Source organism: Streptomyces sp. a15 (genome assembly GCF_059026085.1).
Genome location: NZ_JBWLKM010000022.1, coordinates 31,316 through 43,113 on the forward strand (window position 1 = coordinate 31,316; position 11,798 = coordinate 43,113).

Sequence of the window (11,798 nt, forward strand, 5' to 3'; positions counted from 1 at the left end):
GGTGCCCGGGGGACGGCGCTGCGAGGGCGCGGTCCGGCGGGGTGGCCCGTGGAGGGTCAGGCGGCGGCGCTGTGGCGTCTGCGGTCGACGGCCTCGAACTCGACTCGGGTGGTCATCTGCGCGAGCCTGCTGGCGACTCGGTCCCCGAGGTAGGAACGCAGGTCCTTGATCGCCAGGTTGGTCGTGATCAGCGTGGGGAGTTCGTAGTTGTACCGCCGGTTGATCAGCCGGTACGTGATCTCCTCGACCCACTCGCTCGCCTTGGCTGCGCCGAGGTCGTCGATGATCAGCAGCGGGCACCGGCTGACGGCCGCCAGCTCCCGCTCACTGTCCGCCCCGGGCCGGGGGCGGAGATCGGCGTAGAGGTCGGCGGCGGTGGTCGCCCGCCAGCGCGCGCCGACCCCGCTCTGCACCAGCGCTCGGACCGCGCCGTACGCCTGGTGTGTCTTGCCCGCGCCGACGACCCCGGCCATCAGCAAGCTAGGGCCGGTGGTGACCTGTCGTCGGGCTCCTCGGCTGGGGGCGACGGCCGCGTCGGTGACCTTCCGGACCCACTCCAGGACCGTGGGGTGGTCGGCGACAGCCGCTTGATAGCGCGGGGGCATCCCGGCGAGGAGAGCGTCCAGCGGTGAGAAGGGCTCGGCGTCGTCCGGCAGCGCGGCGTCGGCCGGGTCGATGTTGCGGGCGGCCAGGATCCGGGCCATGCGCTCCAGTGTGGCTTCGTTGCCGAGGAGCTGGGGTTCGCGGTGAGGGGTGTGCATCACAGCTCCTCGGCGTAGGCGGCGGAAGCGTTGGCCGGGTTGGTCCACGCCTGGTGGGCGGGCACGTTAGGCCGGATTCCCGGCCGCGCCAAACCGCTGGGGCGAGCGTTCATCGCCTCGTTGACCATGCTGGTCAGCACGCTCGGGTGCTTGGGGTTGGCCGTGAAGTTCGCCAGCCCGGCTCGGATGTGCGCCGGTGTGATGCCCTCGTCCAGGAGCTTCTTGATGATCCGGCCGAGGTGCCCGATCACGTCGCTCGGGGGACGCTGGTCGCACCCGGCGACGTACTCCCCGACGAGGTCCTTGGCGGAGATGCCGGCTGCGGGCGCTGTGCGCCCCGTAGGGACAAGAGATCCAGGATCCAAGATCCTAGATCCAGGCGCCGAGCCTTCGGGGAGGCTTCGGGGAAGGTTCGGGGAGCCGCCAGAGGCAACCCTCTGACATGCACTTTTAACTCCGGTCCGCCCGGGTGCGCTGCTGGCTCCATCGGCGGCGTCCTGCCGGTCGGCGCTTGGCCCGTCTGCCTGTTCCGACACGGTCGAGGAGGGTGCGGCGGGCAGATCGAGGGCTCGGGGTGCCCTCGCCGAGGTCTCAGCGAGTCCTCGGGAAGTGGTGGGCGAGCCGTTCCCCCTCCGGGAGCAGGAGCCCTTGCAGGGGGCGCACCGGTCGGCAGCCTGGTGCTGCGGGCACGAGGGCAGGCGCGACTGGCTCGGCTTGTCGATCTTCTGATGCTCGGACCAGGTCACGATGTGGAGGTAGAGGCGGCCGTCGCATCCGGTGTATCGGCAGATCAGTCCGGCGTTCGCGAGCTGGTGGAGGTCGTCTTCGACGTGGACCGAGGTGTGCTCGGCGCGCAGGGGCCAGAGAAGCCCCGCGATGATCGCGGCGTTGTCCCGGTGGCGGCCATGGTCGTCGGCCTGGGTGAGCAGGCCGAAGAAGGTCCGCTCGGCCGCCACGGTCACTTCGGCGAGCGACTCGGACGTGAACGCCTCCGGCTTGACGGTTCGGATCCGGGCCATCTCAGCGGCCCCGCTCAGCGGCGACCAGGTCGCTGCGGGTCAGGGTGGCGTCGGCGAGGCAGAAGGTGTGGGGGCGCATCCAGTCCACCTCCGGCCAGACCCGCAGGATCCAGCGTGCCGCGCCCCTGGCGGTCGGGCGGCCCAGCTCCAGGGTCCTTCCGGCCTCGTCCTTGACGACGGCGTGCAGATGAGGCCACGTCTGTGTCGGGTCTGTGAGGCTGACCCGGATCGTGGCCGCCCCCGGGATCATGTCGGCGAGCTGTGCGGCGAGGCGGCGCGGACGGCCGTCGTCCGCGCAGGCCGGGCTTCCGCTCGGCGTGGCGAGCATGCGATACTCCGTTGTTCGAAGGAGCGCGGTGCGGCGGTCTCGTGCAAGAAGCCCTGCCGCCCGCGTGATGTGTAATTGGCGCCCTCGGGGTGCCAGCCCGGCGCTTGGGAGTTGGTAGCTCCTCGGCGCCGGTTTCAGTTTCGGGGTCAGATCACGGGTCGTTTGCCGGCATCCGCCCCGCCTCCTTTTCGCTGGTCATCGACCCCTTTCCGGGGCGCTGCCCGGCGTGGGACGACGAACATACGTAGACCCCGCGGGCAAGTCCATCCCGTTGTCCGGAAGATCGTTTGCGGTCGCCTTACTCCGTGTCGGCCGCTCTCAGGAGGGTGATGCCGACGTGGATCCGTGCCGCCCGACAAGCGCTGCAAGCGCTTGTCGCGCGAGCGGTTATGGCATACGAATATGCACAGAGGTCCCCCAGGGCTCGGCACCGTAGAATCGGGCCTGATCAACAGGTGCGATACGGAAACGTACGTCAGTTTCGAAAATGCATCAACCCTGGCTTACAGTTGACCCCGACACCGAGCCCATCGCCACCTCGCACCAGGAGTCCCAGTGCCCCCTCGTCAGTTCGACGGCAGCCGCGTGCGTGCTGTCCGCCGACGCAGGGACATGCACCAGAAGCAGCTGGGCGAACTGGTGGGCGTCAGCGGTGCCACCGTCGCACGATGGGAATCCGGGAAGGATTTTCCCAAGGGCGAGAAGCTGCCGGCGATCGCCAGGGCGCTCAACGAACCACTCGACGAACTGTTCCCCCACGACGGGCCGCCGGACCTACAGCTCCTACGCTGTGACGCTGGCCTCAGCGTGGCGGAGGCTACTGAAATCATCGGGGCAAGCCGGGGACCGGTGAGCAACGCCGAGTCCGGGCGGCGCAGGCTCAACGCCAGCTATGTGAAGCCGCTGGCCGCGGCGTACAAGGTGACCGAGGAGGAGCTGCTCGCGGCGCAGGATCGCTCGTTCGGCATTCGCACCACCGCCCCACATGGCGATCAAGAGGCCGCACCTCGCACGATCGGAGAAAAGATCAACTTTCTCCTGCAGTACGGTTCCACCGGCGAGGAGGCGCTCTCCGACGCGGAGATCGCGCGACTCGTCAACGAGCATGCGTCGACCGCAGCCGTCACCGCCGAGGGCATCGGCGAGCTTCGCGACGGAACCGAGACCGCGGCATCGGATGAAGTGCGCGCCGGCTTGGCGCACGCCTTCCAGGTCCCCGCCTGGCTGTTCGGCGACGACGCCGAACTAAGCCCCATGGTCCAGGAGTTCCTGGAGGCTGTTCGCTTCATCGACTCGATTCACCAGGGACACATCCTCGGCCTGGCCGCACGCGGCAGCGAGATCCTCTCCCGGAGATCGATGGCCGACATCAACAGGCTCGTAGGAGAGCTGCGGCACGCTCTGTCCGAGGCTCAGGACAAGGAGCAGCCCCGCTAGTAGCGGGCGGGTGGAGATCAGTTGCGGTACCGCCGCCTTGCGGGCGCGACCGAGGACCCCTGACCGCCTATCGCCCCTCGGCTCTGACCGGGCCAGCCCACTTCTCGGACCGGATGCACGAAGGGACTACGGCTCGGCCTCCCTGGAGGCCGAGCCGTAGTCCCTTCATACGGACGGAATCGACGCCGATCTACGAAGCGGTCAGGTCGACGTCGAACAGCTCGGACAGGGCTGCGACCGTCTGCTTCGGGTCCTGGTTGTGCACTCCCGCGAGGCCGAGCTGCTCCGCTGCCTGGACGTACGCCTCGGTGTCATCGACGAAGACGCACTCTTCGGCAGGCAGGCCCATCAGCTTCAGCGTGGTCTCGAAGAGCTGGGCGTCGGGCTTGCGCATCATGTGGTGCTCGCTGATGACGACGACGTCGTACAGCTTCTCCAGCTCGTAGCCGGCATACAGGTCCCACGGCTCCAGGCCCACGGAATTCGACAGGATGCCGACCTTGATCCCGGCCCGGCGGGCTGCGGCGGCAGCGTCGATCAGCAGCGGCTCAGGACGGAGGTCGCCGAAGATCCTCCCCATCAGCCCGTCCGCCGGTACATTCAGCATCCTGCCGGCGAACTCGTTCCACTCGCGCTGGGACACCACTCCGCGCTCCAGATCGCTGGTGATCCGGACGCCCTCCGGGTCCTTGTACAGGGCAGTGAGGCAGGCCCCCTGGGGAAGCCCTTCACGCTGCTCGAACGCCAACACAGCGGGCAGCAGGGGGGTGGTGAGAACGCCTCCGAAATCAAGAATGAGGCCGGTACGGCGGTTGGACATGCGGGGAACTCCATTGCTGAGATTTCGGACGCCTATCCAGACCGGACAGCGTCGCGGACCCGGCGTACATGGCGGTCGCAGAAGCTGCGCATCGCAGGCCAGGAAGTGCACTTACAGGGCGGAGCAGAACCTCTTTTTCCGCCTTGCCCACGGTACCAGTCGCGACCGCACGCCCGGTGGTGCCGAATCTCACGCAAGCCTTACAAGATCGCATCTCCGAGTGACAGGGTGCACACGCCGAAAACACGGATACGGCAACCCGACGCACCCCGTGCTCCAGAACTACCGCCGAGATTCCGATTCCACCTTCTCGGAGTCAAGAAGAACTTCTCGCGCTTGGTCACCGGTGATCTGCGTGTAGACCGTGCTGACTCGCACGTACCATGCAGCTTCACTTTCGGTGTCCACGAACGGCTTTTCTCTCATCAGGGTGGCCGAAGACGGCCTGACGGATTCCGCGTTAGCGGCAAGAAGGCCAGCCTTTATCCAGTATGCCTCCGCAGCAGGCTCGGGATCGGAGTGTGGCGACGCCTTATCCTCCGCAGCAAACATCAAGTCGCATGGCACGTAGTAGCGCAGTTTCTCGCAGGCGTCGGAGATATCCTGCGTCCATCGGTCCAAGCGAACATCAATGGGGACGCGGAACTGCAAGAGTTCCGTGATCCGCCGGCTGGGCGGGTACAGGCTTGTTCCGGGAAAAGCCTCGACTAGATCGAACCAGAGCGGATAGATCAAGTTCAGGGTTCGGAACGTCTTCCATCGCGCAGCAGCCGCGCGGGTCGTCGGAATGCTCGCCCCTGCTGCGACGATAACGAAAAGGAGATTCATCCAGATCGCAGTGGCATCGACCAGGAATCGCACCGTCGATTGACTGAGCGGGAATACTACGGCACTCCACAAGATGGCAATTCTGGCTATCGTGTGAACGAGCCCCATCCACATCGCGAAACCCATCAAACCGAGCCCGATGCGCATGCTCGTGCTCTCAGCTCGGCGGGCCGCCCTCGTCCACTGATAGCCGCATACGGCGGTGGTGACTAGCGGAAAGAAGTAGAACACGGTCATGTAGACCGCGACGCCCCATTCTCCCGCATGGTCAACGAGGAAGTCCTCGCTCGGCCGATCTCGTTGGACAACGGTAAAGAAGAGGATCGCGAGCAGCACCACGCCGACGGCTCCGGCCTTGTACGACGCTCGGGCGATCCACCGCGAGAACTCCACGTGCCTGGGCACGACCGCCTCAGCGGTCTTGCCGTAGCTGGTGGCGACATAGGTCAGGGCCGCCATGATCGCCGCCGTGCTGGCAAAGTGCCGGAGCAGGGCGCTGAGATCGACCACCGGAATGCGATCGACCGCGTCCATTGCTGCTGGGGTGTATAGACACAGTGCCACTGCAAATCCGGCGTATCCGCCCCAGAGCGCCCTACGATGCGCATCGCCATACCTGACAGCCGGGAAACGCCAGATGGAGATCAGCGTCATGACTGCAGCAGTGAAGTATTTGAAGGAGTCGAACACGGAATCAGTCGATCTATAGGTGCCACACCTGTCGCCGCTCACGGGCCCTGCAGAGTGCAGACTTGGTCAGTGCGAGATTGCGGATCGTGTGGAGCTACCGCCGACGCCGCGGCGGGGCAACCGGATGCGCCAACGAATACTCCAACAGGCTGATCACATCGTCTCCGGTAGCAGACTGGCGACGTGCCAGGCGCTTGATCAATGACGCTGAAAGCTCGGCTTGCTTCTCCTCGTGGCTGTCGAAATCGACGCGCGCTTGGATGAGGGCTGATGGGTAGCGCCGAAGCACTTCTTGACGGATGCGCTCAGGGACGTAGCGCTCGATTTCAACGGCCGTCAGAGTGGTGCCGTGATCCATCCACTCATGCGCGATCTCATGGAGGATTATGTGTTCTGTTTGATTTCTGCTTGAGCGGCGACGATAGAGAATGATGGTTGCCTCGGGAGTTTTCACCCGAAGGCCGCACGCAGTCCCTAGGCCCCCGTCGGGGTCGTCCAGTGGGACCAACTGGATCTGACGCCTCAGCGCGCTTTCCATATTGCTCACCAGCGTCTCGACACTGAAGGGGGTTGGTATAGGGAGATCAGCGAGCTTCCTCTCGCATTCCCTCACAAGGGCGCGACGTGAAGGATCCCTACGCCAACGCATAGTCGCTCCATTCTCACTGCAGACCCCATACCTCAACGCGCGTACGCGAGGCGCTGGCAGGCTGGAGCCGTCTTCGATGCGCACGGTGCTGGACCGGCACGCACTGTCCGCGCCTAAGCGTACAAGGGGGATTAAGCGATCATGAGAGAAGAACGTGTTGCAAAGGTCACCCGGGTGTGACGGATCACTAGGGCAAGGCAAGATCAAAAGCGGCAGGAGGCACTCTATTTCTCGCCAAACACCGTTGCCCAGAAAGCCCGAGGGCCTTCGCTAACCCGTCGCCTAAATAACCTAGTTGACGGCCGATAAATGCAACGAGTCGTCCAATAGGAAGGGTTGCGTTCGCTCGGGTGTCTCAGTGGTGCTGGTGGAGGAGACGTTCGGCTCGCGCCAGATCCTCGGGAGTGTCTACTGCCACTCCGTCGTCCAGGACGGGCACCATCCGCACGGCGTGGCCGTGTTCGACGAAGCGCAGCATCTCCACTCCCTCGGCACGCTCCAAGGGCCCCTGCTGGAGCCGCCGGAAGTGCTGGAGAGCCTCGCCGGTGAAGCCGTAGAGGCCCAGTTGGCGCAGGTACTTCGGCCGGTCGCCCCTGGGGTACGGGATGGGCTGGCGCGAGAACATGAGGGCCTCGCTGCGGGCCGTGACGACGACCTTGACGACGTTGTGGTCCAGGACGGCGCCGACGTCGACCAGCTCGGTGTAGGCGTTCACGGCGAAGGTGCCGGGCGGAGTGAATTCCAGGGCCTCGGAGACGTCGTTGATGGCGGTCGGCGAGATGAACGGCTCGTCGCCCTGGACGTTGATGTATCCGTCGGCCGGGAGGCGTTCGGCGACCTCTGCGACGCGGTCGGTGCCGGTGAGGTGCTCCCCGGTGCGGATGCAGTCGATGCCGAGTTTGCGGCACGCCGCTTCGATGCGCTCGTCGTCCGTGGCGACGATGGCCCCGTCAAGGCGTTTGGCTTCCAGGCAGCGCTGGTGGACGTGCCAGAGCAGCGGCTTGTCGCCGAGGAGGGCCAGTGGTTTGCCGGGGAAGCGGGAGGCACCCCAGCGGCACGGTATGACGGCGATGTGCCGGCGCCGTTGGGCGTCGGTCTGGCGGGCTGTGGTGGCGGCCACGGCGTCCTCCTGGTGGTCGGGTTCGGGCAGGCTTCAGGTGAGCTGGGCGAGCTTGGCGCGGACGGTGGGTGAGGAAGTGGTCGCGAACGGCCGCCACTGGTAGCCGTCGACCTCCTCCTCCTGCAGCGTCACCGCCTGATCGGTCACGAGTTGGAAGGCCCAGCGGAAGTCCACGTGATGGTGGGCCGGCTCGTTCTTCGACGGCTTCGCGTCGATCGCGTGCACGTCGATGTCGAGAAACGGGATGAGTTGCATTGGATACAACATTCCGTCCAGTGGTGAGGGCGCCATTTTGGCTGCTCCAGCGCGTCGATGGAACGGGGGCGGTTGAGTCGGCATGACCTTGACCTGGGGCGCTACGTATTGATTCAACAATGTTGCATCTGATACAACAGTCGCGTGAGTGCGACAGCGCCGGGTTCGGCCTCCCTTGTCCTCGCCCGGAACGTGGTCCATCTGGACCCGGCAGCCGCGGTGTTCAAGGCCATGCTCGACGGGTGGGCGAGGCAGCAGTCGGCTCGCTTCCTGAAGAGTTCGACGATCGACCCGCGGCGGCGGCTGATCGAGCGGTTCGAGGAGTTCACCGGGCTCTACCCGTGGCAGTGGACGCCAGCGGAGGGCGAGGCATTCATCGCAGACTTGCGAAGTGGCCAGACGCCGATCCAGATGTCGACCGCCCGCGGCTACGAAGTCATCATCAGCCTCTTCGTCGAGTACCTGAGGGACAGTCGCTACGACTGGCTCAAGGTCTGCGAAGAGCGGTTCGGCGAGGTGCCTCAAGAGGTCTTCCACGAAGGCAACTCGGTGATGCACACGGTCGAGTACGAGGGAGACCCTCGGCGCCGACCGCTGACCTACGACGAGGTCCAGGCCCTGTTCGATGCCGCTGACGCACTCCCTTCCAAGATCCGCGGACAGGGACGCAAGGGCGCTCTGACAGCGATGAGAGACGCGGCCGTTATCAAGACCGTCTACGCCTTCGGCATCCGACGAACCGAGGCATCGCGTCTGGACCTCGTTGACCTGCGGCGTAACAGGCAAGCGCCGGACTTCGGGAACTTCGGTTCGATGATGGTGCGCTTCGGCAAGTCTTCGAAGGGTGCTCCTCCGAAGCGGCGGATGGTCCTGACCGTCCCGGAGATGGACTGGGTGGTCGAGGTCCTGAAGCACTGGCAGGCCGAGATACGCCCGCTCCTGGTCCCTGGACGCCACCCGGCGCTGTGGGTCACCGAGCGCGCGGGGCGCCTGTCGCCTCGCTCGATCAACTCCGCCTTCACCGCCGCACGCGAGGCGGCCGGGCTGGATCCCGATCTGGACCTGCACTGCCTTCGCCACAGTTACATCACCCATCTCACCGAGTTCGGATATCCAGCACGATTCGTCCAAGAGCAGGTCGGGCACTCTCACGCATCCACGACGGCGATCTATATGGGAGTGTCGAACGAGTACCGCAACAACCTGCTGGAGGCGGCGTTGAAGAACCGACTGGGCGACGTCTGGGACGTGACCGCGTGATCAAGAAGATGGGATACCACTGGCAGCTGCGTCAGCTGATGGCCGAACGCGGCATGTTCCAGACCACCGACCTGGTTCCCCTGCTCGCCGAACGCGGCATCCAGCTCTCGCGCGAGCAGGTCTACCGCCTGGTCACCCAGGCCCCGCAGCGCATGAGTATGGACACCCTGGTGGCTCTCTGCGACATCCTCGACTGCACACCCAACGACCTCATCAAGCCCGAAGTCGTCAACGTTCAGGTCCGCAAGACCGCTGGCGGTGACTCCGACGTCGCCCCGCCCACGCAACCGCGCCGGACGGTCGTTCGCCGCCCCGGCACGTGAGCGCCCCAGTGAGCCGGCCCAGCCGGGCCAACACTCGCGTGCGCCGCAACCGAGCCGAATTGGACGGCTACAGAGCCGACTTGGTACGCCACGTTCAGGCCGTTGCCGGATCAGAACTCACCTCCAGCGAGGCTCAGCGCATCCTGGAGACAGCCAGCGCCTGGGAGCCCCGGCCCGCCCGGGCTCTGGCCGCCCACTTGGCCGAACACCCCGACGGGCTTACCGTACCGATATCCCACAGCCCGACAGCTCTTCCCAGGCTCCTGCTGGAACTGGCCGCGGCAGGCTACGCCGTCACCAGGCTCGCCTGCGCACGCTGCGGACGAACCGACGACCCGTTGCCTCGTAACTCGCCCGTCGGTCGCCTCTGCAACTGGTGCGTCGAACGTGACCGCCTTCAGCAGTGCACCCGATGCGAACGTCAAACTCGCATCCACAGCCGTACGGCAGACGGCCCGGTCTGCCGCTCCTGCTTCCAGAAGGACCCTGCCAACCACCGTCAGTGCGACCGCTGCCAGCGACTTCGCCCCACCAGCCGGCGCCCGGACGACACGAACCTCTGTTCCTCCTGCAGCCCTCGACCCAAACGCGCCTGCGTCCACTGCGGCACCGTCGCCCGCGCCAGCACCATCACAGACGCCGGCCCGATCTGCCCCCGCTGCTACGAACGGCCGACGCGCCCATGCGGCCTCTGCGGACAGAACACCATCATCAAGATCCGCGCCACGGACTCGAGCCCTGACATCTGCGAGCCGTGCTCGCGCTGCTGCACCGCGGTCTGTGAGGCATGCGGCCATCGAAGCCGAGGGGCTGTTCGCAGAGGCGGCACCTTCCTCTGTCACAGCTGCCAGCCACGGACTCCTCGAACTTGCGCTGACTGCGGCAAATCCAAGCCTGTGACCGCGACCTACCCGGTCGGCGTGCTCTGCAGCACCTGCTACCACCACCGCCGACGCAACCCCCGAACCTGCGTCGAATGCGGCAAGACCCGCATAGCCGCAGGACGCAACTCGGAGGGCGGGGACCTCTGTGGCCCCTGCAGCGGACGCCCTGACCTGCACAGGACCTGCGGACAATGTGACTACCCCGGCGACATCTACGCCGACGGCCGATGCACTCGTTGTGCCATCACCGACCGAGTCACCCAACTTCTCGCAGGACCCGATGGCACGATCGCCCCACCGTTCCAGCCCCTTGCCGACGCGCTCACCCAAGCGGAGAAGCCCTGGTCGGTCATGAACTGGCTGCGGACCAGCGCCGCGGCTGGACTCCTCGACGAACTCACCACGGAGCACACCGAGATCAGTCATGGGCTCCTCGACCGGTTGTCTCAGAGCACGGTCACACGCAACGTCCGGCACCACCTCGTCACGACTGGAGCCCTCCCCGAACGCCACGAGACCTTCGCCCGGCTCGAGCTCTGGGCGAGAGCCACCCTCGAAGCCCTGCCCCCACACCAGTCCCGGATCATCAGCCCCTTCGCGGAATGGCACGTCATCAGGGACGCACGTCCCCGAGCGGAGCGCGGGCGCTACACCCCCGGCGCCGCGACCGCCGACCGTGGCAACATCCGAGCCGCCATCCTCTTGCTGAACTGGCTCGACCAGCAGCAGCTCACCCTCTCGGACGTGCGCCAGGAAGACCTGGATCTGTGGCTTACGCAGAACCCCACCCGACGGAATGCCGTCAACTCCTTCGTCCGATGGCTCACGAAGCGAAAACTGACCCGGCCGCTCGAGACACAGCTCGCGCGTAAGGGATTCCCTGCGAACTTCCAGACGGACGACGAGCACGAGAAACAGCTGCGGAGATGCCTCACTGACGAGGCTCTGCCCCGAGAACTCCGTATCGTGGGAGCCCTGATCCGCCTTTACGCACTCCCCATCGTGCGCATCAAGGAGCTCACTGCCTCCCAGTTCCACCAGAACGACGCGGGCGCCTTCCTCACCATCGATCGCCACCCCGTGCTGCTGCCTCCGACGCTGGCCCTGCTCATGAAGGCCCACATAGCCAGCCCGCAGGCCAGCTCGATGCTCAAGCCCCGCGCGTCTTCCGGGTCCGACTACCTTCTCCCTGGTCGACACGCAGGTCGACCCCTGAGCGCCAGCCACATCATCAAACGGCTGCGGAACCACGATCTCCCTACCCGCGCGGCACGCAACACGGCAATGATCAACGCCATCACCGATCTGCCGCCGATCGTGGTCAGCGACCTCTTCGGGCTCTCGGCCGCCACGACCTTCCAGTGGGCCAAATTCGCCCAACAGAACTGGACCGAGTACCTCGCACTCCGGGAATAGCCCAGGCA

12 protein-coding genes are annotated in these 11,798 nt (G+C 65.8%); 4 read left to right on the forward strand and 8 right to left on the reverse strand.

The features are described 5' to 3' along the window. Positions 1-56 precede the first annotated feature (56 nt). Genes AC5P09_RS23090 through AC5P09_RS23100 form a run of 3 tightly spaced genes read right to left on the reverse strand, consistent with a single transcriptional unit; the run spans position 57 to position 2,108 of the window. Complete coding sequence (locus tag AC5P09_RS23090; RefSeq protein ID WP_468405254.1) at positions 57-761, reverse strand: ATP-binding protein; 705 nt, start codon at positions 759-761, stop codon at positions 57-59. Beyond that, on the reverse strand, positions 761-1,780 hold the full coding sequence (locus tag AC5P09_RS23095; RefSeq protein ID WP_493875695.1) for a hypothetical protein: 1,020 nt from the start codon (positions 1,778-1,780) through the stop codon (positions 761-763). The genes AC5P09_RS23090 and AC5P09_RS23095 overlap by 1 nt, the downstream gene beginning before the upstream one ends. 1 nt (position 1,781) lies before the next feature. Then, a complete protein-coding gene (locus AC5P09_RS23100; protein WP_386413453.1) occupies positions 1,782-2,108 on the reverse strand; it encodes a transcriptional regulator in 327 nt (108 codons plus the stop codon). Between the two features lie 585 nt (positions 2,109-2,693). Here AC5P09_RS23100 and AC5P09_RS23105 point away from each other — a divergent pair. Next, the gene (locus AC5P09_RS23105; RefSeq protein ID WP_493875776.1) at positions 2,694-3,545 is read left to right on the forward strand and encodes a helix-turn-helix domain-containing protein; all 852 of its coding nucleotides are present in this window, start codon (positions 2,694-2,696) and stop codon (positions 3,543-3,545) included. A gap of 190 nt (positions 3,546-3,735) precedes the next feature. On the opposite strand, the gene AC5P09_RS23110 is transcribed toward AC5P09_RS23105, so the two are convergent. The 5 genes from AC5P09_RS23110 to AC5P09_RS23130 all read right to left on the reverse strand — a co-directional run bounded on the left by AC5P09_RS23110 (position 3,736) and on the right by AC5P09_RS23130 (position 7,907). Next, positions 3,736-4,365: an HAD-IA family hydrolase gene (locus AC5P09_RS23110; RefSeq protein WP_096624707.1), complete on the reverse strand. Its 630-nt coding sequence runs from the start codon at positions 4,363-4,365 to the stop codon at positions 3,736-3,738. A 282-nt stretch (positions 4,366-4,647) separates the two neighbouring features. Continuing rightward, positions 4,648-5,883, reverse strand: coding sequence for an MAB_1171c family putative transporter (locus AC5P09_RS23115; protein ID WP_493875696.1), 1,236 nt, complete (start codon positions 5,881-5,883; stop codon positions 4,648-4,650). A 94-nt stretch (positions 5,884-5,977) separates the two neighbouring features. Continuing rightward, positions 5,978-6,337: a hypothetical protein gene (locus AC5P09_RS23120; RefSeq protein WP_493875697.1), complete on the reverse strand. Its 360-nt coding sequence runs from the start codon at positions 6,335-6,337 to the stop codon at positions 5,978-5,980. A 550-nt stretch (positions 6,338-6,887) separates the two neighbouring features. Continuing rightward, positions 6,888-7,652, reverse strand: coding sequence for a 3-deoxy-manno-octulosonate cytidylyltransferase (locus AC5P09_RS23125; protein ID WP_493875698.1), 765 nt, complete (start codon positions 7,650-7,652; stop codon positions 6,888-6,890). Between the two features lie 33 nt (positions 7,653-7,685). After that, a complete protein-coding gene (locus tag AC5P09_RS23130) occupies positions 7,686-7,907 on the reverse strand; it encodes an NUDIX hydrolase (protein WP_493875699.1) in 222 nt (73 codons plus the stop codon). 231 nt (positions 7,908-8,138) lie between these two features. Here AC5P09_RS23130 and AC5P09_RS23135 point away from each other — a divergent pair, with 231 nt between their 5' ends. From AC5P09_RS23135 to AC5P09_RS23145, 3 genes are all read left to right on the forward strand, one after another. Continuing rightward, the gene (locus tag AC5P09_RS23135; RefSeq protein WP_493875777.1) at positions 8,139-9,167 is read left to right on the forward strand and encodes a tyrosine-type recombinase/integrase; all 1,029 of its coding nucleotides are present in this window, start codon (positions 8,139-8,141) and stop codon (positions 9,165-9,167) included. Next, positions 9,164-9,490, forward strand: a complete 327-nt coding sequence (locus tag AC5P09_RS23140; protein WP_302000680.1) for a helix-turn-helix domain-containing protein — start codon at positions 9,164-9,166, stop codon at positions 9,488-9,490. The genes AC5P09_RS23135 and AC5P09_RS23140 overlap by 4 nt, the downstream gene beginning before the upstream one ends. Before the next feature lie 1,235 nt (positions 9,491-10,725). Further along, the gene (locus AC5P09_RS23145) at positions 10,726-11,790 is read left to right on the forward strand and encodes a hypothetical protein (RefSeq protein WP_493875700.1); all 1,065 of its coding nucleotides are present in this window, start codon (positions 10,726-10,728) and stop codon (positions 11,788-11,790) included. Positions 11,791-11,798: the final 8 nt, after the last annotated feature.

Coding starts and splice junctions, on each gene's coding strand:
- AC5P09_RS23090 (WP_468405254.1), bottom strand. CDS start 761: ATGCACACCCCTCACCGCGAACCCCAGCTCCTCGGCAACGAAGCCACA.
- AC5P09_RS23135 (WP_493875777.1), top strand. CDS start 8,139: ATGCTCGACGGGTGGGCGAGGCAGCAGTCGGCTCGCTTCCTGAAGAGT.
- AC5P09_RS23110 (WP_096624707.1), bottom strand. CDS start 4,365: ATGTCCAACCGCCGTACCGGCCTCATTCTTGATTTCGGAGGCGTTCTC.
- AC5P09_RS23145 (WP_493875700.1), top strand. CDS start 10,726: ATGAACTGGCTGCGGACCAGCGCCGCGGCTGGACTCCTCGACGAACTC.
- AC5P09_RS23100 (WP_386413453.1), bottom strand. CDS start 2,108: ATGCTCGCCACGCCGAGCGGAAGCCCGGCCTGCGCGGACGACGGCCGT.
- AC5P09_RS23095 (WP_493875695.1), bottom strand. CDS start 1,780: ATGGCCCGGATCCGAACCGTCAAGCCGGAGGCGTTCACGTCCGAGTCG.
- AC5P09_RS23130 (WP_493875699.1), bottom strand. CDS start 7,907: ATGCAACTCATCCCGTTTCTCGACATCGACGTGCACGCGATCGACGCG.